Annotated in this window: 17 protein-coding genes; 11 read left to right on the plus strand and 6 right to left on the minus strand. The window is 64.7% G+C overall.

Annotation, left to right across the window (positions count from 1 at the left end; all coding sequences use genetic code 11):
• Window positions 1-201 precede the first annotated feature (201 nt).
• Window positions 202-2,247: a TonB-dependent receptor family protein gene (locus tag MRBLMU1_RS28650; protein WP_363509616.1), complete on the plus strand. Its 2,046-nt coding sequence runs from the start codon at window positions 202-204 to the stop codon at window positions 2,245-2,247.
• 247 nt (window positions 2,248-2,494) lie between these two features.
• On the plus strand, window positions 2,495-3,268 hold the full coding sequence (locus tag MRBLMU1_RS28655) for a Crp/Fnr family transcriptional regulator (protein WP_363509240.1): 774 nt from the start codon (window positions 2,495-2,497) through the stop codon (window positions 3,266-3,268).
• 10 nt (window positions 3,269-3,278) lie between these two features.
• Here the strand turns inward: MRBLMU1_RS28655 and MRBLMU1_RS28660 are convergent, their stop codons facing one another.
• Entirely contained in the window at window positions 3,279-3,506 is a 228-nt protein-coding gene (locus MRBLMU1_RS28660) for a hypothetical protein (RefSeq protein ID WP_363509243.1), read from the minus strand.
• 204 nt (window positions 3,507-3,710) lie between these two features.
• Between MRBLMU1_RS28660 and MRBLMU1_RS28665 the strand changes: the two genes are divergently transcribed.
• On the plus strand, window positions 3,711-5,159 hold the full coding sequence (locus MRBLMU1_RS28665; RefSeq protein WP_363509246.1) for a SulP family inorganic anion transporter: 1,449 nt from the start codon (window positions 3,711-3,713) through the stop codon (window positions 5,157-5,159).
• 113 nt (window positions 5,160-5,272) lie between these two features.
• On the opposite strand, the gene MRBLMU1_RS28670 is transcribed toward MRBLMU1_RS28665, so the two are convergent.
• The 4 genes from MRBLMU1_RS28670 to MRBLMU1_RS28685 form a co-directional block, all read right to left on the minus strand.
• Complete coding sequence (locus MRBLMU1_RS28670; protein ID WP_363509248.1) at window positions 5,273-6,712, minus strand: catalase; 1,440 nt, start codon at window positions 6,710-6,712, stop codon at window positions 5,273-5,275.
• Window positions 6,713-6,859: 147 nt separating this feature from the next.
• Window positions 6,860-7,393: a peptidoglycan-associated lipoprotein Pal gene (gene pal, locus MRBLMU1_RS28675; RefSeq protein WP_363509251.1), complete on the minus strand. Its 534-nt coding sequence runs from the start codon at window positions 7,391-7,393 to the stop codon at window positions 6,860-6,862.
• Window positions 7,394-7,506: 113 nt separating this feature from the next.
• Window positions 7,507-9,678 (minus strand): ATP-dependent helicase, encoded by a 2,172-nt coding sequence (locus tag MRBLMU1_RS28680; protein ID WP_363509254.1) that lies wholly within the window; start codon window positions 9,676-9,678, stop codon window positions 7,507-7,509.
• A 3-nt stretch (window positions 9,679-9,681) separates the two neighbouring features.
• Window positions 9,682-10,818: a LacI family DNA-binding transcriptional regulator gene (locus MRBLMU1_RS28685; protein WP_363509257.1), complete on the minus strand. Its 1,137-nt coding sequence runs from the start codon at window positions 10,816-10,818 to the stop codon at window positions 9,682-9,684.
• A gap of 240 nt (window positions 10,819-11,058) precedes the next feature.
• Between MRBLMU1_RS28685 and MRBLMU1_RS28690 the strand changes: the two genes are divergently transcribed.
• From MRBLMU1_RS28690 to MRBLMU1_RS28700, 3 genes are all read left to right on the plus strand, one after another.
• Window positions 11,059-12,309 (plus strand): Hsp70 family protein, encoded by a 1,251-nt coding sequence (locus MRBLMU1_RS28690; protein WP_363509260.1) that lies wholly within the window; start codon window positions 11,059-11,061, stop codon window positions 12,307-12,309.
• Window positions 12,310-12,343: 34 nt separating this feature from the next.
• Window positions 12,344-12,964, plus strand: coding sequence for a 3'-5' exonuclease (locus MRBLMU1_RS28695; protein ID WP_363509263.1), 621 nt, complete (start codon window positions 12,344-12,346; stop codon window positions 12,962-12,964).
• Between the two features lie 116 nt (window positions 12,965-13,080).
• Complete coding sequence (locus tag MRBLMU1_RS28700) at window positions 13,081-14,478, plus strand: tetratricopeptide repeat protein (RefSeq protein ID WP_363509266.1); 1,398 nt, start codon at window positions 13,081-13,083, stop codon at window positions 14,476-14,478.
• Window positions 14,479-14,492: 14 nt separating this feature from the next.
• Here MRBLMU1_RS28700 and MRBLMU1_RS28705 read toward each other — a convergent pair whose 3' ends face one another.
• On the minus strand, window positions 14,493-16,292 hold the full coding sequence (locus tag MRBLMU1_RS28705; protein ID WP_414646132.1) for a GGDEF domain-containing protein: 1,800 nt from the start codon (window positions 16,290-16,292) through the stop codon (window positions 14,493-14,495).
• A gap of 202 nt (window positions 16,293-16,494) precedes the next feature.
• Between MRBLMU1_RS28705 and MRBLMU1_RS28710 the strand changes: the two genes are divergently transcribed.
• The 5 genes from MRBLMU1_RS28710 (at window position 16,495) to MRBLMU1_RS28730 (ending at window position 25,560) form a co-directional block, all read left to right on the plus strand.
• Entirely contained in the window at window positions 16,495-17,136 is a 642-nt protein-coding gene (locus tag MRBLMU1_RS28710; RefSeq protein ID WP_414646125.1) for a methylamine utilization protein, read from the plus strand.
• A 15-nt stretch (window positions 17,137-17,151) separates the two neighbouring features.
• Window positions 17,152-19,557 carry a putative bifunctional diguanylate cyclase/phosphodiesterase gene (locus tag MRBLMU1_RS28715; protein WP_363509272.1) on the plus strand — a complete coding sequence of 802 codons (2,406 nt, stop codon included), beginning with the start codon at window positions 17,152-17,154 and terminating at the stop codon, window positions 19,555-19,557.
• 125 nt (window positions 19,558-19,682) lie between these two features.
• Entirely contained in the window at window positions 19,683-20,765 is a 1,083-nt protein-coding gene (locus tag MRBLMU1_RS28720; protein WP_363509275.1) for a DUF5694 domain-containing protein, read from the plus strand.
• Window positions 20,766-20,854: 89 nt separating this feature from the next.
• A complete protein-coding gene (locus tag MRBLMU1_RS28725; protein ID WP_363509278.1) occupies window positions 20,855-23,059 on the plus strand; it encodes a prolyl oligopeptidase family serine peptidase in 2,205 nt (734 codons plus the stop codon).
• Window positions 23,056-25,560 carry a zinc-dependent metalloprotease gene (locus MRBLMU1_RS28730; protein WP_363509281.1) on the plus strand — a complete coding sequence of 835 codons (2,505 nt, stop codon included), beginning with the start codon at window positions 23,056-23,058 and terminating at the stop codon, window positions 25,558-25,560. The genes MRBLMU1_RS28725 and MRBLMU1_RS28730 overlap by 4 nt, the downstream gene beginning before the upstream one ends.
• Window positions 25,561-25,649 lie beyond the last annotated feature (89 nt).

A 25,649-nucleotide genomic window follows, 5' to 3' on the forward strand; every position in this document is an offset into this window, starting at 1 on the left:
CTTTCGTCGTTGGGAAGTTGCGATGTAAAGAAGTATAACGCATACATCTTTAAAATGGTTAGGTCATTTTGCCCAGTTGGTCGCTGGCCAATGAGAATGAGAAGTGTTATCATCTTGCGTTTTAACGCCAACCAGATCCCGTCCATGTCCGATTTCGCCTTGTCCGCACCGCGCCCCGGCGCGCATTTCCCCCTGACTGCGATGGCCGCCGCCATTTCCCTGCTGCTGGCGCCGTCGTTATCGCGCGCCCAGGAGGGCGGGGCCGCCGCGCCGATCGAGTCGATTCAGGTGACGGGCAGCTGGCTCGGTTCGGGTTTGCAGAACAGCGTGAAAAACTTCCCGGGCGCGCGCACCGTCGTTGGCAAGGAGGAAATCGAGAATTCCGGCGCGCTCGACATCGGCGACGTGCTGCGCCGTATTCCGGGCGTACAGGCGACCGACAACTCCGGCACGGCCGGCAGCGCCATTTCGCTCAACATCGGCGTGCGCGGGCTGACCGGACGCTATTCGCCGCGTTCGACCATCCTGCTCGACGGCATCCCGCTGGCGGTGGCGCCGTACGGCCAGCCGCAACTGTCGTTCGCGCCGGTAAGCCTGAACAACATCGAATCGATCGACGTCGTGCGCGGTGGCGGCGCGGTGCGCTACGGCCCGCAGAACGTCGGCGGCATCATCAACTTCCGCAGCCGCGCGATTCCCGAAGGTCCGGGCATCAGCGGCGATGTCTCGGTGCGCTACAACGATTTCAGCGAAACCGGCCACAGCCGCCAGTACAGCGCCTTCGTCGGCAGCACGCTCGATAACGGCCTCGGCCTGGCGCTGATGTACTCGGGCATGGACGGCTCCGGCTGGCGCGTTGGCAGCGACGAAAAGGTCAACGATGTCGCGCTCAAGTTCCGTTACAAAATCGATCCCCAAAGCGAGGTGTACGGCAAGCTGACATACTTCGACGTCAACTCGCGCACGCCGGGCGGCCTGACGGTGGCGCAGTACAACGCCAACCCGTTCCAGAACACCCGTCCGACCGACTTCTGGAGCGGCGACCGCAAGGGCGCCGACGTCGGCTACCTGAACACCTTGTCGGCCACGCAGGAAGTCGAAATCAAGGCGTACTACAACGAGAGCTTCCGCCAGAGCGCGCTGATCAACGCCGCCCGCACGCAGCTGACCTACCAGCCGCGCAACTACCAGGTGCTCGGCATCGAGCCGCGCTACACGCAGCGTTTCGCCGCGTCCGGCATGACGCACGACGTCACGGTCGGCTACCGCTTCCTGCGCGAGCGGGGCGACGACAACAACTACGTGCAAAACGTCGCCACCGGCGTCAACGGCGCGACCGCGACCTTCGTCAACAGCACCGACGCGCACGCCGTCTACATCGACGACCGCATCGCGCTGGGGGCGTGGCGCGTCACGCCGGGCGTGCGCTACGAGCGCATCCGCTCCGAGCGTGACGACGTCAGCGGCAAGAACACCTTCGAATCGAACAACAACAAAGCGCTGCCGTCGCTCAATGTCGCCTACCTGGTGAACAAGGCGCTGACGGTGTTCGCCAACTATACGACCTCGTTCGGACCGGTGCAGAACACGCAGCTGAACTCGCAGACGCCGTCCAATCCGCTCAAGCCCGAGCTGGCGAAAACGGCCGAAGTGGGCGCGCGCTGGAAGACCGGCGCCGTCAGCGCCGAACTGACCGCGTTCAAGCTCAAGTTCGACAACCAGATCATCCAGGTGCCGGGCGTGACGCCGGCGACGTTCCAGAACATCGGCGCGACCGACCACGAAGGCATCGAAACGGCGGCCGACTACACCTTCAGCGACGCCAGCGCGCTGGCCGGGCTGAACGTCTACGCCAACTACACCTACACCAAGGCGATCCAGGAATCGGGCGCGACGTCGGGCATGGACGTGCCGTTCTACTCGCGCAACACGGACACGGTGGGCGCGCGCTACCGCGTGGGCGCATTCACCGCCAATTTGTCCAGTACGCATCAGGGCAAGCAATACTCGGACGCCGCCAACACGGTGGCCGAGTCCGCGAACGGCGGCGTGGGGCAGATCCCCGGTTTCCGCCTGTGGAACGCGCAGCTGGGCTGGAAACTGCCCGGCAAGCCGGGTTACGAGGTGATGGCCGGCATCAACAACCTGTCGGACAAGCGCTACTACACGCGCAACGTCGACGGCAACGCGGGCCGCATGGTCGGCGCACCGCGCACCGCCTACCTCCAGCTGCGCGCGACTTATTGAGCAACTGCGTAAAGCAACTCCGGCAATTCCACATCCCCTTTTTTGCCCGGGATGTGCGGTGACCCGCTTTGCGTAGGACAAAGATGACATTTTGCAATGTTCACAGCCTACATAGGACTACAAGGTGGTCCTATACCGCAGAGTTAGTCCCCTGGATATAGTGTCATCAACGGTGAGGCACAAATAAGCCACCGCGATCCACACGACATTATTCGAAGGATCAACACGATTTCCAGGGGCATAGACCATGAACGCTTTTGACACCACCACCTCCGCAACCCGCTCCATCAACGTTGGCGCCGCAGCACAACCGATCAGCTTGATCGGGGCGCAACAGAACGATTTGCTGCGCGCCTTGTCGCGTGATGATCTGCTGGCCCTGTTTAGCGATCTGGAGTTGGTGGCGTTGCCTGCTGGTAAGCACTTGTTCGACTACGGTGACAAGGTCGAGTACACCTACTTCCCGACCAATGCGATCGTTTCGCTGCAGTACGTGATGGAAGACGGCGCGACCACCGAGATCGCCGTCGTCGGCCGCGAGGGCGTGGTCGGCGTTGCCCTGTACCCCACCGAGCGCGCCAGCTACTCGGCCGTCGTGGAGGCCGACGGCTACGGCTACCGCCTGCGCACCGAGGTGCTGCGTGAAGCGTTCTACGCCGGCGGCCCGCTGGCCCAGCAACTGATGCGTTACACCAGCGCGATGTTCGCCCAGCTGGCGCAAAGCGTGGCCGGCAGCCGCCACACCAGCATCGAGCAGAAGCTGTGCCGTTGGCTGTTGGAGCGTCTCGACCGCTCGATGACCAGCGAACTGAAGGTGACCCAGGAAATGATCGCCAACATGCTGGGCGTGCGCCGCGAGAGCGTCACCGGCGCGGCCGGCAAACTGGCTGAGGAAGGGTTGATCATGTACCGCCGTGGTTGCGTGACGGTGCTGGATCGTGCGGGAATGGAACTCCGCGCGGGCAGTTGCTACCAAGCCAGCCGCAACAAGGCGGCAATGGTCGAACAGCGCGCGGCGTAAGAAGAAGGAATTAGTGCAGGACGCGGGAGGCCGGCGGCGTCACGATGAAGCCGCTGAAGTCCACCCGCGAAGCAGGACGGGCAGCCATATGATCTAACTTGCGCTGCACCAATTTATGCCAGGCGCTGGCCCAACGGGCGGCCAGCTGCGATTCCTCGGCGGAACGCGCATACAGCGTTCTTTCCACAGCGATTTTTTGTCTGTTCAGGGCGCGGGTGGCGGATGTCAGAGTAGTCATGGCGGTATGTCTTGCGGGCAAGTGGTTGAGAAGTTCGCAAGGTTATTTTGCCGCGCTCGCCGCATTTTGAATGTGCGCCAGTTCACCCATAACGATGAGAAACCGAACGCGGCCGTGTAAAATACGCGGACTGTTGCGTTTTTACCTCGCTTACGACGGCGTTCCCGCCCGACGTCGGCGCGTTTCCACCTCTTTTTCTCTCCTATGTGGTCATCCAATCTTTCTAAAAACGCACTAGCGGGCCTGACCACGTCCTTCGCTTTAGTTCCAGAATGCATCGCTTTCGCGCTGGTTGCGCACCTCAATCCGCTCACCGGCCTGTATGGCGCCTTCTTTATTTGCACACTGACGGCCATTTTCGGCGGCCGTCCCGGCATGATTTCGGGCGCCGCCGGCTCGATGGCGGTGGTGATCGTTGCCCTCGTGGCCCAGCATGGCTTGCAGTATTTCCTGGCGACGGTGGTGCTGAGCGGCTTCATCATGCTGTTGTTCGGCGTGCTCAGGATGGGCAAACTGGTCGGCATGGTGCCGCATCCGGTCATGCTCGGCTTCGTCAATGGTCTGGCCATCGTCATCGCTTGGTCGCAACTGCAGCACTTCAAGGCCGACGGCCAGTGGTTACAGGGCACCTCGCTGATGTGGATGTGCGCGCTGGTTGCGCTGACCATGCTGGTCGTTTATCTGTTGCCCCGCTTGACCAAGGCCGTGCCGCCCGCGCTGGTGGCGATCGTCGGCGTCGGCCTGCTGTCCGAGGGCTTGCACCTGCCGGCGCGCACCCTGGGCGACATGGCGCGCATCGCCGGCGGCCTGCCTGTCTTCCACATTCCCGAATTGCCGATGACGATGGAGACGCTGCGCATCGTGCTGCCGTACGCGCTGCTGATGGCGGTGGTGGGTTTGCTTGAGACGCTGCTGACCTTTAACCTGACCGACGAAATCACCGAAACGCGCGGCCTGCCGAACCGGGAGTGCGTGGCGCTTGGCGCCGCCAACGTGACATCGGGCCTGTTCGGCGGCATGGGCGGCTGCGCGATGATCGGCCAGACCATGATCAACCTGGGTTCCGGCGGCCGCACGCGCGTCTCCGGCGCCGTCAGCGGCATCATGATTTTATTATTTATACTGTTTCTGTCGCCGCTGATCGAGCGCATTCCGCTGGCGGCGCTGGTGGGCGTGATGTTCGTGGTGGCCCAGCAGACCTTCGCCTGGGGCTCGCTGCGGGTGCTGGGCAAGGTGCCCAGGCATGACGCGCTGTTGATCGTGGTCGTCACCTGCATCACCGTGGCGACCGACCTGGCGGTGGCGGTGCTGTGCGGGATCGTGATCGCGGCGCTCAGCTTCGCCTGGCGCCACGCCCGCGAAATCCGCACCGACGTGGCGCAGGGCGCAGACGGCGTCAAAACCTATACGCCGCACGGCACCTTGTTCTTCGCTTCCATCGCCCACTTCAACGATCTGTTCGATCCGCAGGGCGACCCGCGACAGGTGGTTCTCGATTGCCGGTATCTTCGCCTCGCCGACCACTCGGCGGTGGTCGCGGTGTCGACCTTGAGCGAACGTTATGCCAAAGCCGGCAAGACGCTGCAGGTTCGGCACCTGTCCAAACGTTGCGAACAATTGCTGGTGCGCGCCGGCGTTACGGTCGCCGCGTAACCCGCACGGCCAACCGGGGTCGGACCCCGCGGGTCCGCCCCCTTAAGGGGGCAGGGCATGCGTATCGCTGAAAGCATGGAGGGTTGCTGTGCGATCCGCCTCCCACCTGTCTTTTACTTCGCTTCCAGCGCGGCGATCGCCGCCGCCACGCCGGCGCCGTAGGCCGGATCGGCCTGGGTGCAGTTGAAGATGTGGCGCTCCTGCACCGGCTTCGACACGCCATGGATTGCGCGCGCCGTGTTCTCGAACAGCAGCCGCTTCTTCTCGTCCGTCAGCAGCCGGAACAGGTTGCCCGGCTGCGAGTAGTAGTCGGTGTCGACCCGGTGGTCCCAGTGCGCGGCCGCGCCTTCGAGCGACAGCGGCGGTTCGGCGAACTGCGGCTGCTGCACCCATTCGCCACGGCTGTTCGGTTCATACGAAGTGCCGGCGCCGTGGTTGCCGTCGGTGCGCATGGCGCCGTCGCGGTGGTAGCTGTGGAACGGGCACTTGGGCGCGTTGACGGGAATCGCGTGGTGGTTGACGCCCAGGCGGTAGCGCGCCGCGTCGCCATACGAGAACAGGCGCGATTGCAGCATCTTGTCCGGCGAGAAGCTGACACCGGGGACCACGTTGGCGGGCGAGAAGGCCGACTGCTCGACGTCCGCGAAGTAGTTCTCGGCGTTGCGGTTCAGTTCCAGGATGCCGACGTCGATCAGCGGATAGTCCTTGTGCGGCCAGATCTTGGTCAGGTCGAACGGGTTGTATGGCACCTTGGACGCCTCGTTTTCCGGCATGATCTGCACCGCCAGCTTCCAGCGCGGGAAGTCGCCTTTTTCGATGGCCTCGAACAGGTCGCGCTGCGAGCTTTCGCGGTCGTTGGCGACGACCGCCGCCGCCTCGGCGTCGCTGAAATTGGCGATGCCCTGCTGGCAGACGAAGTGGAACTTGACCCAGAAGCGCTCATTGGTGGGGCTGATGAAGCTGAAGGTGTGGCTGCCGAAACCGTGCATGTGGCGGTAGCCCTTGGGGATGCCGCGATCGCTCATGACGATGGTGATCTGGTGCAGCGCCTCCGGCAGCAAGGTCCAGAAATCCCAGTTGTTTTCCGCGCTGCGCAAGTTGGTCTTGGGATCGCGCTTGACGACGTGGTTCAGGTCCGGGAACTTGAGCGGGTCGCGGAAGAAGAACACCGGGGTGTTGTTGCCGACCACGTCCCAGTTGCCTTGCTCGGTGTAGAACTTGACGGCGAAGCCGCGGATATCGCGTTCGGCGTCGGCCGCACCGCGCTCGCCGGCGACGGTGGAAAAGCGCATGAAGATCTCGGTCTTCTTGCCGATCTCGGAGAACAGCGCCGCGCGCGTGTATTTGGAGATATCGTGGGTGACGGTGAAGGTGCCGAAGGCGCCCGAGCCCTTGGCGTGCATGCGGCGCTCGGGGATCACTTCGCGCGCGAAGTGGGCCAGCTTTTCAAGGTGCCAGACGTCCTGCAGCAGCACCGGGCCGTGCGGGCCGGCGGTCTGGGTGTTCTGGTTGTCGACGACCGGCGCGCCGGCGGCCGTGGTGAGGTTTTTCATGGAAGTCCTTCAGTGATTCGAAGTTGAATGGAGACTTCCAGCATAACTAACACGTTGCCTGCGCGCAGCTCTCTTTCGGGAGAGCCCAAAGTAAAAAGCCCGGCTATGAAGCCGGGCTTTTCATCACGCTACTGGTACTGCAAGCAATTACTTGCTTGGGTAGGCCAGGTCGGCGCGACGGTTCTGGGCGCGCGACTCTTCGTCGGTGCCGGCCGCTTTTGGCTTCTCTTTACCGAAGCTGACGGCTTCCATCTGGCTGTCTTTCACGCCTTGGGTTTTCAGGGCGGTGATGACGGCTTGGGCGCGCTTCTGGCCCAGGGCCAGGTTGTACTCGGCGCTGCCCTGGTCATCGGTGTTGCCTTCGACTTTGATCGACACGTTCGGGTTGGCGGCCAGGAATTTACCGTGGTCGGCGACAACGGCGTCGAACTCTGGCTTGACGGTGTACTTGTCGAAGTCGAAGTAGACGCTACGGTTTTTGTAGATCGAGCTGTTTGGGTCCAGGTACGCTGGCAGGGTGGCTGCCGCTGGAGCGGCGACTGGCGCTGCCGCTGGAGCTGGTGCCGCCGCTGGCGCAGGCGCAGGGGCTGGTGCCGGTGCTGGGGCTGGAGCAGGGGTGGAGCAGGCGCTCAGCAGGGCTACGGTGCAGGCTGCCAGCAGGGTGTTGATTTTTACGTTCATGGAAATACTCCCGAATTGTATTTTGTTATTGACACATTGGTGTAGTGAGGCTGTTCAGCCAGCCGCGAGCGGTATTATATAAGCATTTCTCTATTAGAAATTGGCGCAATGCATTATTTTTTCAGCCAGCGTGAGAATGGTGACATATCCCGGCCCGATTCGACATACCAGGCGCGCCGCGCGATGTCGAATTGCGCCCCCAGCGCCTTGACTTCGTCCTTTTCATGGAAGGTTGCGGTCAGATAGTGACGGCCCGGCGCCGCGGCCGGCTGGGCCTCGTTGCGGGCGATGGCCGCTTCGGCCGCCGCCGCCGATTGCTGCAGGCGCATATTGGCGATGAAGCCGCTGCGCAGCGCCGGGTCGGCCGGCGACAGCAGCGTCAGGCGGGCGCGGGCGCGGGTGGCGCCGACGTAGAACAGGTTTTCCTCGTCCCGCTTGGGTTGCATCGGGTGCGGGAACTCGTCGGCCTGCAAAAACGGCAGGATCACGTGTTCGAACTCCTTGCCCTTGGCGTTGGCCACGCATTCGATCAGCACCGCCTTGCGTTCGCGCTTGCGGCGGATGAAGGCTTCGCGGGCGTTCATCGCGGACCAGAACTCGCGCAGGCTCTGGCCGGAGGCGGCGGCCGATTCCAGCAGGCCGGCCACCGATTTATTGACGACGCCCGCCTCGTACGGCCGCACGAAGATGCGGCGCGCGGTCGCCACCAGCTTGACGCGCTCGCACAGCTCCGTCAGCACGGCGGCGGCCGGCGTGGCCGGATCGAGCGCCGACAGCCAGGCGATGGCGTCGATGACGGCCTTCTTGGTGGCCTGGCTGGCGACGTCGCGGTAGCTGATTTCCTCGCCGTCGCGGCGGTCGTCCTCGATCATGAACAATTCGCCCAGCAGCGCCGGGTCCTTGATGATCTGCGTCTTGAAGTTGTCCATGCGGCGCGCCGAGAATTTCATTTCGCTGAAGGCCGTCATGGCGTCGACGATGGCGGAGCGCACCTGTTCCGATTTGACGGCGGCGAAGTCCTTGAGGGCGATCGCCAGCATGCCGCGCAAGAACAGGATCTCGTCGCGCTGCAGGTAGCCGGCCATGGCCGGGGTGCGGTAGTCGATGTCGGCCTCGATCAGCGCGTTCTCGATCGCCATCGACTGGTGGCGGTCGCGGATCAGGATGGCGCAGCCGTCGTAGGCGTAGCCGTCGGCCTTCCATTGGCGGATCGCGGCGATCGCCTGTTGCGCGCATTCGGCCGGGGTGGCGTAGTGCGCCTGGCGGATCTGCGTGTGCACCGGCAGGCTCGATTCGACCGCCTTGTGCTTGAATTCGGCCATGGCGTAGGCCAGGTGCGGGCCGTGGCGGTAGCTGTAGGTCAGCGGGTAGCGCACCAGCTTGGGATGGCGTTCGGCGAAGCGGCGGTTCAGATACTCCTCGCTGGCGCCCAGTTTCGCGTGGATCACCTGGTCCTTGTCGCCGGCGCCGACGAAAAAGCACTGCGGGCGGCTGATCAAGGCGTCGAGGATGCGGAAGGCCGCCTCGTTCAGATCGTGCAGTTCGTCGCACAGCACCAGCCGGTAGTCGGGAAAGTGCTCGGCCAGGCGCGCGCCGGCGTCCAGATTGCAGGCCAGGTCGTAGGTGGCGTCGAACGGGCCGCGGAACACCGCCCCGGCGCCGCCGTCCAGGCGCAGGGTTTCGTATTCCACCGTCGTCAGGTAGTCGGCCAGCGGCACGCCGAGCAGCTCGGCGATCTCCTCGAGGCCCATGAAGTCGACGTCGGCTGCCAGCGCCATCGTCGCCTTCAACCCCAGCTGGGCGTCGAGGAACTGGCTCAGCGCGATGCTGTGGGTGTGCAGTTCCAGGCCCTCGAGCCGGCCGGCGTAGCGCGCGCCGACCCGGTCGACGGCGGCCAGCGCGTATTCCTTCAACTGGCGCGCCTCGCCGCAGCGGCGCAGGTTGTCGCCGTCGATGGCGTCCAGCCGCCAGGCGGCGAAGTCCTCGAACGTCATCACGGCCAGGCGCGCCACCAGCGCCTGCGGCACGCCGACATCGATCAGGCGCTGGCGCATGACGTCGCGCGCCTCCGGCGTGAAGGTCAGCGCGAGGATCTGTTCCGGGGGGAGCTTGCGCGCCAGCGCCTCGCCGATGCGGATCGCCAGCGTGGTGGTCTTGGCCGCGCCGGCGTTGGCGTCGACCTGCACCACCTTGTTCTGGGACAGCTGGATGGCCGTCTGTTCCGGCGTCGGGATCAGGCCTTGTGGCGTAAATCGGATGGGGTTTGGAGGTTGGGCTGCGTTCATCCGCTACATTATAGCGACCAGCGTGCGCGCGCCGGTCCCCAATGTGCCGGCGAGCGCCGGCGCCGGCGTCAATCTGGCCGTCGCGCCCTCGATGAACTGGGCGCTGAAGACGCGCCGTTCCGGCCGCGCGTCGCGGCTGTATTCCTGGCCGTCGATGACGGCGCACAGCAGGTCGGCCGCCGCCGTCGCCATCTTCGGCATCGGCTGGCGCAAGGTGGTGAGGTTGTAGCTCAACCAGTTGGACGGCTCGACGGCGTCGAAGCCGGCCACCGACAGCTGTCCCGGGACGTCGATGCCCAGCTCATGGCGGGCGCAATCGAGGCAGCCGATGGCCATCACGTCGCTGCCGCAGATGATCGCGTCGGGCACCTTGCCCATTTGCGCGATGATGGCCTTAAGGCCGGCGCCGCCGCTGCGGTAGTCGGATTGGCCGGGCACCACCACCGGCGGCGGCAGTCCCAGTTCGGCCAGGCGCTCGCTGGCGCCGCGCCGGCGTTCGTTGGCGACCGAGGAGTCCTCGGTGCCGGCGATGATGCCGAAGCGGCGGTGGCCGGCGGCGGCCAGGCGCGAGACCAGCATGCGGCCGGCCTCCAGGTGGTCGCAGGTGACCGTGTTGACGACGCGCTCGCGCAGGGTGCGGTTGAACAGCACCAGCGGCATGTGGCGGCGCTCGAATTCGGCGATGTGCTCGTCGCTCAGGCGGGCGGCGGCGATCACGCCGTCGACCTGGAATTGCCAGACGTCGGTCAGCACCCGGTCGACGTCGGTTTCGCGCGCCAGGGTGAACAGCAGCACGCGCTTGCCGCGCGCGGTGATTTGCTGGCTCAGCTCGGCGAGCAGCTCCGGATAGTACAGGTTGGCCTGGTTGGTGATGATCACCGCCACCATGTTGGAGCGGCGGGTGATCAGGCTGCGGGCGGCGGCGTTGGGGATGTAATCGAGCAGCGAGGCAGCTTTCATCACCCGGGCATAGGTCGCCTTGGAGACGCTGGCGCCCGGCTTGAAGCAGCGCGAGACGGCCGATTGCGATACCCCGGCCACCTGGGCGACATCATACGAGGTGACGCGGCGGGATTCGCGGGCGATGGTGGCTTTGTGTTCGGTGGCGCTGATCTCAACTGTCGGCTTGGATTTGGTCATTATCTCGTTATCGTCGTGGTGACCGCCGGTGTTGCCCAATGTGCTGGCCTTGCCGGCTTGGCATCGCCATTGTGTCGATTTGGCAGTCATGTCGAGGATAATCAAAAACTTACTCTAGGACAACAAATATCGTGTTTCCGTGTGGAAATTACTTACGTGGTGTGGCGGCACAGCAATTTTCCCTGATGAGGACGTTTTTCTGATAGCATAACGCCCCTTTATCACGTGTGAAGGGTCGACATGGCCAATGCTTGCGGCGTCGATTTCGGCACGTCAAATTCCACGGTCGGCTGGGTGCGTCCCGGCCAGGCCGTGATGTTGGGACTTGAGGACGGCAAGGCCACCTTGCCGTCGGTCGTCTTCTTCAACGCGGAAGACGAGCAGGTCACCTTTGGACGTGCGGCGCTGGCCGAATATCTGGCCGGCTACGAGGGGCGCTTGATGCGCTCGCTGAAGAGTTTGCTCGGGACCAGTCTGATCGACGGTCAGACCGAGGTGGGTGGCCGCGCGCTGCCGTTCCGCATGTTGCTGGCCCAGTTCATCGGCGAGGTCAAGCGCCGCGCCGAACAGTCGGCCGGGCGCCAGTTCACGTCGGCCGTGTTCGGCCGGCCGGTGCATTTCATCGACGACAGCAAGGAAAACGACCAGCTGGCCGAGGATACCTTGGCCGAGGTCGCCCGTTCGGTCGGCTTCAAGGACATCGCCTTCCAGTTCGAGCCGATCGCGGCCGCGTTCGACTACGAGTCGCAGATCGACCGCGAGGAACTGGTGCTGATCGCCGACATCGGCGGCGGCACCTCGGACTTTTCGCTGGTGCGCCTGTCGCCCGATCGCGCCCAAAAGACCGAGCGGCGCGACGACATCCTGGCCAACGGCGGCGTGCACATCGGCGGCACCGACTTCGACAAGTACCTCAGCCTGTCCTCGGTGATGCCTTTGCTGGGCTACGGCAGCCGTCTGCGCAACAACAGTGAAGTGCCGTCCAGCTACTTCTTCAACCTGGCGACCTGGCATACGATCAACCAGGCCTACACCAAGAAGATGTGGACCCAGCTGTCGGACCTGCTGCGCGACTCGGCCGAGCAGGAAAAGCTGGGCCGCCTGCAGCGGCTGATCGACGAGCGCGCCGGCCACTGGCTGGCGATGAAGGTGGAGGAGGGCAAGATCGCCTTGTCCGACGACGTCAAGGTGCGGCTGGAGCTGGACCGGCTGGCGCCGGGGGTGAGCCTGGAGCTCGACCGCGCCCAGTTCGACGCCTCGATCGACCACCTGGTCGGCTCGGTCGAGAATACGGTGCTGAGCCTGTTGCGCGACGCCGGCGTGGGGCCGGCCGATGTCGATACGGTATTCTTCACCGGCGGTTCGAGCGGCGTGCGCATGCTGCGCGAGCGCATCGGCGCGCTGGTGCCGGCCGCGCGCAAGGTCGAAGGCGACCTGTTCGGCAGCATCGGCGCCGGCCTGGCGCTCGACGCGGTGCGCAAATTCGGCTAACTTGGCGGTCTAATCAACAAGGGTAGGCAAGCAAATGCTCGACAAATCCATCGTCATGCTCGACTTCGAGACCACCGGCCTGTCGCCCGACATGGGCGACCGCATCACCGAGGTGGCGGCGTTGCGCATCGTCGGCGGGCGCGTCGTCGAGCGTTACGTCTCCCTGATCAACTGCAATGTGCGCATTCCTTCGTTTATCACCGGCCTGACCGGCATCACCCAGGCCATGGTCGACAACGCGCCGCCGGTCTCGCGCGTGGTGCCCGACCTGCTCGATTTCATCGGCGGCGACGCGCTGTCGGCCCACAATGCCAGTTTCGATGAGAAGTTCCTGCGCGCCGAGGCGGCCCGGCTCAACCTGACGCCTGGCCATCAAGCGCTGGTGTGCTCGCTCAAGCTGTCGCGCCGGGTGTTCCCGAACCTGGCCAGCTACAAGCTCGGCAATTTGTCCGGGCAACTGGGCATCCGTTTTAAAAGCGCGGCCCACCGGGCCGAGTCCGATGCCGAAGTGGCGGCCGAAGTGCTGATACACATCGGTAAGCACATCGGTTCGACCTACGGCATCGCCGGCGTCGATCCTGCTCTGCTCGTCTCGGTAAACAAGCTGGCGGCTGCGAAAGTGCACCAATTCCTGCAAAAACAGTCCCCCCAGTAAGTTCAGGCTTAAACGATAGCATTTCATCATCACTCGTTTGACGACGCTCAAATCTGAAGTCACTACGAGGCTTACACTTTAGTCAACATAGTTGGAGTGTTGGCAAGGGGTGCGCGATGAAAAACCAGAGCTCCGCCAGAGATGGCTACGACAGTTATCTGTGGTACAAGGAGGCGGCCGAGCGAGGTAATCCCTACGCGCAATTCAACCTTGCCATGGTCTATAAAAAAGGCCAGGGCGTGGCGCGGGACGACAACCGGGCCTTCCACTGGATGCACAAGGCCGCGGAGCAGGGGCTGGCATTCGCCCAGAACCATCTGGGCGCGATGTACTACAACGGCCGTGGCGTCGCCAACAACGACAAGGAGGCCGTGCGCTGGTTTCGCGCCGCCGCCCAGCAGGGCGACGCCTCGGCCCAGCAAAATCTCGGACAAATGTACAAAAAGGGGCGCGGCGTCGCGCGCAGCGACGAAATAGCGCTGTCATGGTTTTACCGCGCCTCGGAGCAGGGCATCGCCAGCGCGCAGACCTTGCTGGGCGAAGCCTATGTGCATGGCACCGGCGTGCGCCGCAATTATCCGTTGGCGCTGGCGTGGTTCCGCAAGGCCGCGCTGCAAAACGACGCCAACGCCCAGCTCAATCTCGGACTGATGTACAAGCACGGCCACGGCGTCACGCGCAGCGACACGCAGGCGCTGGCGTGGTTCCGGCAGGCCGCCGCGCAGGGGGACGCGGTGGCCCAGCGCCTGGTCGGCGTCGCCTATTCGGAAGGCTTGGGCGTGCCGGCCGATCAATTGCGGGCCTACGCGTGGTTGTCGCGCGCGGCCGAGCAGGAAGACGCCGACGCCCAGTTCAATCTCGGCATCATGCTGGCCAACGGCAAGGGCGTCGACCGGGACGACGAGCTGGCCTTTTCCTGGTATCGGCGCGCGGCCGAGTCCGGCCATGTGCTGGCGCAGTACAACCTGGGCGGGATGTATGCGCGCGGGCGCGGCGTGGGCCGCGACGAGCAGCGCGCGCTGGAATGGTATCGGATGGCGGCCGAGCAGGGCGCGCCGAACGCGCAGTTCAATGTCGGCGTGATGTACGCCAACGGCCATGGCGTGGCCAAGGACGAGGCGCGCGCCGTGGCCTGGTACCGCAGCGCCGCCGATCAGGGCGACGCCAGCGCGCAGAACAACCTCGGCGTGATGTACGCCAACGGCCTGGGCGTGGCGCAGGACGATGTGCAGGCGGTCAAATGGTACGGCAAGGCGGCCGAGCAGGGCCACGCGCTGGCGCAGTTCAATCTGGGCGGAATGTATGGCAGCGGGCGCGGCGTCAAGCGCGACGACGTGCGCTCCTTCATGTGGCTGACGTTGGCGGCGGACGGCGGCGATGTCGCCGCCGCCAGCAACCGCAAAAAGGTGGCGCTCGACATGACGCCGGCGGCGATGGCCGAGGCGCAGGAACTGGCGCGCCGCTGGCGCGCGCAGCACCGCAGGACGGTGGGGGTGCGCGAGCGACCGCGATGATGTGATCGCTGTAGCTAGTTCTGCGGCTGCTGCCGGCGGTCGAGGAACAGGCTGTTGCCGTGGATTTTCTTGGCCTGGCGCTTCGATTCGGCCGCCGCCGTGGCGATCTGGTGGTGCGAGTAGTACTGGCGCGGATCGACGCGGATCACGCCGATCGACAGACTCATCAACGAATAAAACACCTTCTTCCCCTGGCGGTCCTCGCTCAGATAGCCGCCGCGCTCGCGGTCCTCGATGCTGTAAAACTCTTGCACGTTCTGCTCGAAATCGGCCAGGATGCCTTCGCAGCGCGCCTCCCAGTCCTCGCTCTGGAACAGCACCATGAAGTCGTCGCCGCCGATGTGGCCGACGAAATCGCGGTTGGCGTCGCAGCGCTCGCTCAGCATGTTGCCGGTCAGCTGGATGACGTCGTCGCCCCGGCGATAACCGTAGACGTCGTTGAACGGCTTGAAGTGGTCCAGGTCGACATAGCAGGCCCAGAAACGCGTGCCGCTCTCCAGCAGCCGGTCGATGTGCTCGTTGATCGGCACATTGCCCGGCAGCTGCGTCAGCGGGTTGGCGTAGCGCGCCGCGTTGATCTGCATCTGCGTGATCTCGCGCATCAGGTCGTGGCCGGTGCCCAGGCCCAGATAGCGGCCCTGGTCGGTGATGATGAAGCCGTTGAACAGGTGGTGCGCGTCGGCCTGCACCATGCGGAAGCTCAGCTCTTGCAAGGTGGTGTCCTGCTCGGCGATCAGCGGCTTGGCGTCCATGAATTGCCGGCACGATTTCTTGCCGTACAACTCGCGCTGGTAGGGCCGGGCGAAGTGGTCGATCATCTCGAAGCGGCTGATCAGGCCCAGCGGCTGATCGCCGTCGACCACCGGAATGATCAGCAGCTTGGGCTCCTTCAGGAAGATCTCGTAGACCTCGTTGTTCGTCATTTTGGACGGCACGGTCTGCACCTCGTTCAGCAGCTTGAGGATGGTGGCGGCGTTCTTTTCCGCGCCGCGCTGCGGATACACGGCGACGCCGGTGCGCGCCAGCGCCTTGATCACTTCGGCCGAGGCCGCGCGCGCCGGCTGCGGGTGCGGCCTTCCCAGATGATAGCCCTGGCCGTAGGCGACGCCGACGTCGCGTATCACCAGCAGCTCGGCCTGGGTTTCTATGCCTTCGGCGATGACCAAGGTGTTCGATTTCTCGGCGATCTCCTGGATCGAGCGGACAAACTGCAGCTTCACCGGATCGTGGTTGATACCCTGGATGAAATGCATGTCGATTTTGACATACTCCGGCCGCAGCTCGGACCACAGCCGCAGGCTGGAGAAGCCTTCGCCCAGGTCGTCGATGGCGATCTGGAAGCCCATCTCGCGGTAGTGCCGCACCGCCTCGCGCATCAGCTCATAGTCGTAGGTCGGCTGGTTCTCGGTCAGCTCGATGATCACGCGGTCCGGGTTGATGCCGATGTGGTGGATGTACTCCAGCGTTTCGCCGTGGCGCGCGTCGCGCTGCAGCAGGCATTCCGGGCTCACGTTGAGAAACAGCTTGCCCGGCAGTTCGAGCTCGGCGAAGCGCTCGAGGATCACCCGGCGGCACAGGTGCTCGACCTGCACCGTCAGCCCGCTGGCGCGCGCCACCTTGAACAGGTTCATCGGCGCGTGCAGGGGGCTGTCGGACGGCCCCCGTATCAAACCTTCGTAGGCGATGATGTCGCCGTTCTGCATGTTGACGATCGGCTGGAACAGCGCGCTGAGCTGGCGGCGCGCAAGGATGTCGTACAAATGGGCGCGCAACACTGCCTCCTCGTCCTCGAGTTCGGGCCTGATGTATGTCACCGCAGCCGGTGCGGCGTTGCTACGGTGCAGCGGTTTGCTGGCAGTTTTCACGATTATCGCTTGCGAAATGTGGGTTTAACTGTACGATTCTATGACGTGTTTGTGACGGCATCATGAAATTCATCCTGTGGCGCAATTAGTATTTCCATGTAACATTGTTGTCGCGCTACAATAGTAAGACCACGTGCTTCCCGGGCCCACCATGTATTGTTTCAACAGCCGTCGCCTTGTTTTCAGCCTGATATGTGTGTGCGCCGCCTCGGCGGGCGCGACCGGCGTCGCCGTGCAGGTGCAGGACGCGGCTGGCAATCCGCTAGCCGATACGGTGGTCTATGTCGAAGCCGACACCACTCCGGCCGGCGGCAAGGCGCCCGCCAACGCGGAGATCGAGCAGAAGGGTTTGAAGTTCCTGCCGCTGGTCACCGTGGTGCAGACCGGCGGCAAGGTGTTCTTCCCGAATAACGACAAGGTCCGCCACCACATCTATTCGTTCTCGGCGGCCCACAAGTTCGACCAAAAACTGTATTCGGGCCAGTCGGCGGCGCCCCAGGTGTTCGACAAGGCGGGCACCGTGGTCCTGGGCTGTAATATTCATGACAAGATGCTCGCCTACGTCAAGATCGTCGACACGCCTTACTTCGCCAAGACCGACGGCGCCGGCGCGGCGCGCATCACGCTGCCGGCGGGCGGCAAGTACGTGGTCAAGGCCTGGCACTACAACACCGCCGGCGGCGCCACCCCCGAGCAGGTGTTGACGGTGAAGGCGGGCGACGCGCTATCGACGGCCGTCTTCAAACTGCCGATGAAGCCTGCGGCGGCCGACGCCGCTTCGTCGCTTAATTAAAGGATCGTCCCGAGCATGCGTATGCGTTTTCGCAGCCTGGAAAGCCGGATCGTCGCGCTGTTCCTGGTCCTGATCGTCGCCGTGCAGCTGGTCGGCCTGGGGGTGATCCAGCGCGGCATCGATAACAACGCGCGCCTGGCCATCGGCGGGGAACTCAATAACGGCACCAAGGTATTCCGCCGCCTGCTCGATCAAAACGCCCAGAACCTGCGCTTCGGCGCCCGCCTGCTGGCGCGCGACACCGCGTTCCTGGCCGCCATCGGCAACAACGACGAAGGCGACCGCGCCACCATCGAATCGGCGCTGGCCAACAGCGGCCGCCGCATCAAGGCCTCGCTGACGATGCTGATCAACGCCGAGCGCAAGATCAGCGTATCGACCAACACCAGCCAGGCCGCCGGCCTGGAGAAAATGGCCGTCAGCATGCTCGACGCGGCCGAGGCGGCCGACGGCGCCAACGGCATCGCCATCATCGAGCGCCGCCCGTACCAGATCGTCGTCATGCCGGTCAAAGCGCCGGTCACCATCGGCTGGATCGTGATGACGTTCCCGATCGACCGCCAACTGGCCAACGAGATGCGCGAGGTCAGTTCGCTGCACACCACCGTGCTGACGCGCGACTCCCGGGGCAAATGGATGTCGGCCGGCTCCACCTACGTCGGCGCCTCGGCGCAATCGGTGGTCGACCAGCTGCAAGCCTTGCCGGCCGCGCCCACCGGGCCGTTCGACATCGAGGTGGAAACCGGGCGCTATAGCGCGCGCCTGATGTCGATCGGCCAGGACGACGGCCAGACCGCCAGCGTGCTGCTGGCGCGCTCGATCGACGAGGCCACCGCCGAATACGCGCGCCTGGAGCGTTGGCTGATATTCCTCACCGCCGGCGGCATCGCCATCTCGGCGCTGGCCATCATCCTCACCGCCAAGCGCATCGCCCAGCCGATCAGCGAACTGGCCGACACGGCCAAGCGCCTGGAGCGGGGCGATTACAAAGGCCAGATCGACACCAGCCGCGAAGACGAGATCGGGGCGCTGGCCCGGGCCTTCGATTCGATGCGCGAGGGGATCGCCAAGCGCGAACAGGAGATCCGCCGCCTGGCGTATTGGGACACGCTGACGAACCTGCCCAACCGCGCCCAGTTCCTGCTGCTGCTGAACGATGCGATGGAGGACGCCCGCAAACGCGAGGAAGCCGTGTTCGTGCTGATGATGGACCTCGACCGCTTCAAGCACGTCAACGATGTTATGGGCCACAGCTTCGGCGACGCGCTGCTGCGCCAGGTGGCGGGCCGGTTGCAGCTGCTGCTGGCGAACCGCCGGCAGTCGTCGGCGCAGGTGGCGCGGCTGGGGGGCGACGAATTCGCGGTGCTGCTGCCGGCGTCCGACGTCGAAGCTGCCCAGCGCATGGCCGCCGAAATCCTGCAGGCGCTGGAGACGCCGCTGTCGCTGGAAGAGCAGATGGTCGACATCGGCGCCGGCCTGGGGATCGCCGGTTATCCCGTCCACGGCAGCGACGGCGAAGCCTTGCTCAGCATGGCCGAGGTGGCGATGTACGCGGCCAAGCAGCGTAACGACGGCGCCGTGGTCTACGACGCGGCGATGGACAAGTCCAGCGAAAAGAGCCTGTCGCTGCTGACCGAGCTGCGCAACGCCATTGAGCGCAACGAGTTCCGCCTGCACGTACAGCCGAAGATCATGCTCGATACCGGCAAGGTGGTCGGCATGGAGGCGCTGGTGCGCTGGGTGCATCCGGAGCGCGGCAACGTTTTCCCGGACGAGTTCATTCCGTTCGCCGAGCAGACCGGCTTTATCCGCGTGCTCACGCGCTGGGTGATGGAGCGCTCGGCCGAGCTGTGTCGGGAGCTGGCCGCCAGCGGTCATCACCTGAAGGTGTCGGTCAACCTGTCCACGCGCGACCTGCTGGACCAGGACCTGCCGGCCAAATTCGCCGACCTGCTGGTGCGCCACGAGCTGTCTCCCGGCTCGTTCTGCCTGGAGATCACCGAGAGCGCCATCATGGACGATCCGGTGCGGGCGCAAACCACGCTGGAGCGCCTCAGCGCCATGGGCTTCGATCTTTCGATCGACGATTTCGGCACCGGCTATTCGTCGCTGGCGTACCTGAAGCGGCTACCGGTCGATGAGCTCAAGATCGACAAGTCCTTCGTGCTCAATATGGAGCACGACGTCGGCGATACCAAGATCGTGCGTTCGACCATCGACCTGGGTCACAACATGGGCCTGCGCGTGGTGGCGGAAGGCATCGAGAGCGAAGCCGTATGGCGCCTGCTGGCCGACCTGGGATGCGACCAGGGGCAGGGCTACTTCATGAGCCGCCCGATTCCGGGCGACCAGTTGATCGCCTGGCTGGAGAAGTGGCAGGCGCCGTCCCTGGAGGCGGCACCGAACCACGTTTTCATCTAAAGCAGGCCTGCGGTCCATCCACGTTATTTGCATTTCATGCAAGCGCTTTCGCCGTACGTCGCAAGCTCATTCATTGGCACGCCGCTTTCCGCATACACTCCTGAAACACCCTTACAGGAGCCCCTATGCATCGTTTGCTAGCCATTGTTTTTGTCACGGCCGTCTGCCAAGTCCCCGTGTCCGCCACCGAAGCGCCCACGTCACGATTCGCCCCGGGCGCCCACAAACTGAAAAACGGCCAAGCCAACGAGCTGATGGTGCTCGGGTCGCCGCACCTGTCGCAGATGTCGAAGTCCTTCGATCTCGCCAAACTGAGCCTACTGAACGAGCGGCTAGCGGAGTGGCAACCGCAGGCCGTCGCCATCGAAGAGATGTCCGGACTGCGGTGCGCGTTTATGCGCAGCTATCCGCAGCGCTATGCCAACACCACCAAGACCTACTGCTGGGACCCGGCCGTTGCCAAAGCGGCGACCGGCCTGGATGTGCCGGAGGCGAACGCGCAGGCCGAACGCTTGCTGGCCGCTTGGCCGGCGGCGCCATCGCCGGCCGAGCGCCGCAAGCTGGCGGCGTTGTTTTTGGCCGCCGGCGAGCGGGCGTCCGCCCTGGTGCAATGGCTGCGGTTGCCGGTCGGCGAACGACGCGCCGGTGACGGCCTGCCGGACAGCTTGACGGCGGTGTTGAATGGATTGGCGCAGCGGCGGGACGAGAGCTACCAGATCGCCGCGGTGGTCGCCGCGCGCGGCGGGCATGATCGGGTCTATCCGATCGATGACCAAACGGCGGCGTCGCCCGATGGTGACGTGAAGGCCTACTCCGCCGCGATCGGTAAGGCCTGGGACAATCCCTACACGGCCGCGCGTGCGCGGCAATCGAAGGAACTGGAAAGCCGCCTCGATACGCCGGCGGACATGGTCACCATGTACCGTGCGTATAACGACGCCGGTGCCGCCGAGCAGGCCTTCCACAGCGATTTTGGCGCCGCGTTGGAAGAACCGTCGCCGCAGCATTTCGGGCGCGGCTACGTCGGCTACTGGGAGACGCGCAATTTGCGGATGGCCTCCAACATTCGCGACGCGATGACCGCGCGGCCCGGCCTGCGCATGCTGGTGGTGGTCGGCGCCTCCCACAAAGCGTATCTGGAGGCTTACCTCGACCAGATGCACGACGTGCGCATCGTCCCCACGGACCGGGTGCTGCGCGCCGAATAAAACACGACGGGATCGCTCGCCTAACGTTGCTTATTTGTTACAAGGCAAGCTATCATCGATATATCATCCTACGACCCACGGAACCACGCATGAAGCAATTGAAACGCGCCGCATTGGCGGCCGCCGTCCTGTTGGCGCAAGGTGCCATGGCTCAAACCTGCGCCAACGCTGGCCCCGGCCTCACCTATCCAAGCACCCGCACGGTCGACCAGACAGACGATTACCATGGCGTCAAAGTGGCCGATCCCTACCGCTGGCTGGAGGACGCCAACAGCGCCGACACCAAGGATTGGGTCGACGCCCAGAACAAGCTCACGCAAGGCTACCTGTCGCAGATCCCCGGCCGCGAGACGATCAAAACGCGCCTGACCAAACTGTGGAACTTCGAGCGCTTCAGCGTGCCGTTCAAGGAAGGCGGGCGCTATTTCTATAGCCGTAACGACGGCCTGCAGAACCAGTCCGTGCTCTACACGATGAAAACGCTGGCCGACGTGCCGCGCATGCTGCTCGATCCGAACAAGCTGGCCGCCGACGGCACCGTGGCCCTGGCCGGACTGGCCGTCAGCCCGAACGGAAAATACCTCGCCTACAGCACCGCCGCATCAGGCTCCGACTGGAACGAGATCAAGGTGCGCGACATCGACAGCGGCAAGGATATCGAAGACCATATCAAGTGGGTCAAGTTCTCCAACACCGCGTGGATGCACGACGGCTCCGGTTTCTTCTACAGCCGCTACGACGAGCCGAAGGAAGCGACCAAACTGGCCGACGTCAACTACTTCCAGAAGCTGTACTTCCACAAACTCGGCACGCCGCAAAGCGCCGACACGCTGGTCTACGACCGCCCGGACCACAAGGACTGGGGCTTCAGCGCCGACGTGACCCAGGACGGCCGCTTCCTGATCATCACCGCCTCGCAGGGGACCGAGAACAAGAACCGCGTGTTCTACAAGGACTTGAGCCGCAAGGACTCCAAGGTGGTTGGCCTGCTGGAGGACTTCGACGCGGTCTATAACTTCGTCGGCAACGACGGTCCGGTGTTCTGGTTCCACACCGAGCGCAACGCGCCGCGCGGCCGCATCGTCAGCATCGACACGCGCAAGCCGGCGGTGCTGAACTGGAAGCAGATCGTGCCGGAAAGCTCCAACACGCTGGTGTCGGCATCTGTCGTCAACAACCAGCTGCTGGTCGACTACCTGAGCGACGCCCACAGCCTGGTCAAGGTGTTCGACCTGAAAGGCAAGCCGCTGCACGATATCGAACTGCCGGGCCTTGGCACCGCCGGCGGCTTTAGCGGCAAGCGCGCCGACACCGAAACCTTCTACTCGTACACCAGCTTCACCACGCCGACCACGATTTATCGCTACGACCTGAAGGCCAACAAGAGCAGCGTGTACCGCCAGCCGAAGGTCGATTTCGATCCGGCCGGCTTCGAGACGCGCCAGGAATTCTTCACCAGCCGTGACGGCACCAAGGTGCCGATGTTCATCGTCGCGAAGACGGGCTTGAAGCTGGACGGCGGAAATCCGACCTACCTGTATGGTTACGGCGGCTTCAACGTCTCGCTGACGCCGACATTCTCGGTCGCCAATCTGGCGTGGCTGGAAATGGGCGGCGTCTACGTCATGGCCAATCTGCGCGGCGGCGGCGAGTATGGCGAATCGTGGCACGAGGCGGGCACCAAGCTGCAAAAGCAGAACGTGTTCGATGATTTCATCGGCGCGGCCGAATGGCTGATCGCGCACAAGGTGACGTCGCCGGCCAAACTGGCCATCGGCGGCGGCAGCAACGGCGGCCTGCTGGTCGGCGCGGCGATGACGCAGCGTCCCGAGTTGTTCGCCGCCGCGATCCCGCAGGTGGGCGTGCTCGATATGCTGCGCTTCCACAAATTCACCATCGGCTGGGCGTGGACCTCGGACTACGGCTCGTCGGACAATCCGGAGGAGTTCAAGGCGCTGGTCAAGTACTCGCCGCTGCACAACCTGAAGAAGGGCACCTGCTATCCGGCGACCATGATCACCACCGCCGACCATGACGACCGCGTGGTGCCGGCGCACAGCTTCAAGTTCGCCGCCGCCGCGCAGGCCGACCAGGCCGGCACCGCGCCCATCCTGATCCGTATCGACACCAAGGCCGGTCACGGCGCCGGCAAGCCGACCACCAAGCAGATCGAGGAAGTGGCGGATCGCTGGGGCTTCCTGAGCCGCGCGCTGCACATGGACGGCGCGACGCCGGCGGTGCAAACCACCTCGGCGCCGGCGACCGCGGCTGCCAAGACGGCGGGCCCGCAATGAGGGCCGCGCCAGCCGCCGGGCCGCTGCTGCTCGCTCTCCTGATGTTTGGCGCGGCGCCGGTGGCACCGGTGCTGGCGCAATCGAACAATCCCGGCGGCGTGCCGGCGTCCGCCAAATCGCTGGCGGATGTTACGCGCGGGCTGCAATCGCAACCGGGCTTCATCGACGTCTGGCGCGATGCCGCCAAGGGCAGGGTGCTGCTGTCGGTGGCGTCGCTGGAGCAGCCGTTCCTGCTACTGAGTTCCCTGCCATACGCACTGGGCTCGAACGACGTCGGCCTCGATCGCGGGCAGGCCGGCGACATGCGCATGGTCCATTTCGAAAAGCACGGCGCCAAACTGTTCCTGGTTCAGGACAACACCGCCTACATCGCCGCGTCTGCGGACAAGGACGAACGGGCCGCCGTCAAGGAATCGTTCGCCAACGCCGTGCTGTGGTCGGGCGACATCCTGGCCAGCGAAGGCGGCGCGCACCTGGTCGACTTCTCCGGCTTCCTGCTGGCAGACCGCCACGGCATCGCTGCCCGGCTGGCCGCCGCCAAGCAAGGCGCCTATCAGGTCGACCCGGCGCGCAGCGCGGTGCTGGCCGAACAGGCCAAGGCTTTCCCCGATAACGTCGAACTCGAATCGTTGCTGACCTTCGCCGGACCTGGCCAGGCGGAATATGTGCGCCAGGTCGCCGCCGATCCGGCCAGCCTGTCGATGCGCCAGCGTATCAGCATGGTGCGCCTGCCGAAGATCGACGGCCAGGCCGGCTGGCGGCCGCGCACGTACCATCCGTTCTCCGGCGGCTTCGATGTCAACTACTACGACTTCGCCACGCCGCTCGCCGACGCCATCGACGTGCACTGGCAGGTGCGGCACCGGCTCGAAAAGACCGATCCGTCGGCGGCGGTCAGCGCGGTCAAGAAACCGATCGTGTACTACGTCGACCGGGGCGCGCCGGAACCGGTGCGCAGCGCGCTGCTGCAGGGAGCCTCGTGGTGGGCCAGCGCCTTCGAAAAGGCCGGCTTCAAGGATGCCTACCGGGTCGAGCTGCTGCCGGAAGGCGTCGACGCCATGGACATCCGCTACAACGTGATCCACTGGGTGCACCGCGCCACGCGCGGCTGGTCCTACGGCAACGCGCTGGCCGATCCGCGCACCGGTGAGATCATTCGCGGCGCGGTCACGCTTGGATCGCAGCGCGTGCGGCAGGACATCCTGATCGCCGAAAGCCTGCTCGCCCCTTACGGCAAAAACGCACCGGCGGACAAACACAAACTGGCCGAGGAGATGGCATTGGCGCGCCTGCGCCAATTGTCGGCGCACGAAGTCGGCCACACTTTGGGCTTCGCGCATAACTTCGCGGCCAGCCGCGCGGGCAAAGGCAACGGCTCGGTGATGGATTACCCGCATCCGATCCTGAAGCTCAACGCCCAGGGCGAGGTCGATCTGGCCGACGCGTATGGCGTCGGTGTCGGCCCCTGGGACGACTACATCGTCAAATATGTGTACGGCGATTTCGGCGGCGGCGCGCAGGAGCAGGCCGCGCTGGCCAAGCTGCGCGCCGACGCCAAGGCCGCCGGCCTGTCGTACTCCAGCGACCAGGACGACCGCACGCCGGGCGCCAGCCACCCGGACGGCCTGTTGTGGGACTTCGGCCCGGATACGATCAAGACCTGGGATCAACTGGGCGCCGTGCGCCAGCGCGCGCTGCAAACCTTCTCGGTCGACGTGCTGCCCGACGCCCGCCAGATCGGCGAGCTCGAAGCGCGCCTGGTGCCCGTCTATCTGCTGCAGCGCTACCAAGGGGAGGCGGTGGCGCGCCTGATCGGAGGCGGCGAGTTCGATTACACCACCAGCGGCGACGTCAAAGCCGGCATCGGCAAGGCTGGCGTCAAGATCACGCCGGCGACGGTTCAGCGTCAAGCGTTGAACCGGTTGGCGGACGGCCTGCGGGCCGAGTATCTGGCGCTGCCCGCCAGCGTGCTCGATGTTCTGACGCCGCCGGCGATGGGGCACGATCGTGGCCGCGAATACTTCGCCACGCGCATGGGGTCCGTGTTCGACGCCTTCTCGATCGCCGAGGCGGGCGCCGCGCAAACGGCCGGCTTCCTGCTGGACTCGGGCCGCATCAACCGTCTGGCGTGGCAGCATGCGCGCGACGCGCAGCAGCCCGGCGTGGAGGAGGTGCTGTCGCTGCTGCTGCAAAAGACCTGGAAGCGCGAGCCGGTGCCGGCATCGGTGGTTGGCGGCGAGGCGGTGCAGCTGGCGGCCAACTGGGTGCTGGTCGACGGGGTGCTGAATCTGCTGGACGGCGGCAAACTGCATCCGAACGTGGCGGCCGAAGTCACTCAGTCGGCGCGCGATCTGGCGCAGTGGCTGCAGAAAAATCCAGGCAAGGGCGTGACGGCCGCCAGCCGCAAGGAGGCCGCCGAGCTAATTGTCGGCTATCTGAAGGACCCGCGCAGCGTCAAATTGCGCGCCGCGCCACCAGTTCCGCCGGGAGCGCCTATCTAAGGCGAAATGACAACGCGAAACGCGTGCGCACCAAAATGATGCCATTTTTAGGTGCGCACGCTCATGGTGCGGGTGTCGGCGTAAAAACA

Origin of the sequence: Burkholderia sp. LMU1-1-1.1 (genome assembly GCF_040675865.1) — a bacterium.
In the GTDB taxonomy this organism is placed as follows: Bacteria; Pseudomonadota; Gammaproteobacteria; order Burkholderiales; family Burkholderiaceae_D; genus Rugamonas.

Bases quoted from the DNA above. Each gene is read 5' to 3' on its own strand.
- MRBLMU1_RS28655 (WP_363509240.1), top strand. From the start codon at position 2,495: ATGAACGCTTTTGACACCACCACCTCCGCAACCCGCTCCATCAACGTT.
- MRBLMU1_RS28720 (WP_363509275.1), top strand. From the start codon at position 19,683: ATGCATCGTTTGCTAGCCATTGTTTTTGTCACGGCCGTCTGCCAAGTC.
- MRBLMU1_RS28685 (WP_363509257.1), bottom strand. From the start codon at position 10,818: ATGACCAAATCCAAGCCGACAGTTGAGATCAGCGCCACCGAACACAAA.
- MRBLMU1_RS28725 (WP_363509278.1), top strand. From the start codon at position 20,855: ATGAAGCAATTGAAACGCGCCGCATTGGCGGCCGCCGTCCTGTTGGCG.
- MRBLMU1_RS28690 (WP_363509260.1), top strand. From the start codon at position 11,059: ATGGCCAATGCTTGCGGCGTCGATTTCGGCACGTCAAATTCCACGGTC.
- MRBLMU1_RS28700 (WP_363509266.1), top strand. From the start codon at position 13,081: ATGAAAAACCAGAGCTCCGCCAGAGATGGCTACGACAGTTATCTGTGG.
- pal (WP_363509251.1), bottom strand. From the start codon at position 7,393: ATGAACGTAAAAATCAACACCCTGCTGGCAGCCTGCACCGTAGCCCTG.
- MRBLMU1_RS28660 (WP_363509243.1), bottom strand. From the start codon at position 3,506: ATGACTACTCTGACATCCGCCACCCGCGCCCTGAACAGACAAAAAATC.
- MRBLMU1_RS28665 (WP_363509246.1), top strand. From the start codon at position 3,711: ATGTGGTCATCCAATCTTTCTAAAAACGCACTAGCGGGCCTGACCACG.
- MRBLMU1_RS28715 (WP_363509272.1), top strand. From the start codon at position 17,152: ATGCGTATGCGTTTTCGCAGCCTGGAAAGCCGGATCGTCGCGCTGTTC.
- MRBLMU1_RS28695 (WP_363509263.1), top strand. From the start codon at position 12,344: ATGCTCGACAAATCCATCGTCATGCTCGACTTCGAGACCACCGGCCTG.
- MRBLMU1_RS28670 (WP_363509248.1), bottom strand. From the start codon at position 6,712: ATGAAAAACCTCACCACGGCCGCCGGCGCGCCGGTCGTCGACAACCAG.
- MRBLMU1_RS28680 (WP_363509254.1), bottom strand. From the start codon at position 9,678: ATGAACGCAGCCCAACCTCCAAACCCCATCCGATTTACGCCACAAGGC.
- MRBLMU1_RS28710 (WP_414646125.1), top strand. From the start codon at position 16,495: ATGTATTGTTTCAACAGCCGTCGCCTTGTTTTCAGCCTGATATGTGTG.
- MRBLMU1_RS28730 (WP_363509281.1), top strand. From the start codon at position 23,056: ATGAGGGCCGCGCCAGCCGCCGGGCCGCTGCTGCTCGCTCTCCTGATG.
- MRBLMU1_RS28650 (WP_363509616.1), top strand. From the start codon at position 202: ATGGCCGCCGCCATTTCCCTGCTGCTGGCGCCGTCGTTATCGCGCGCC.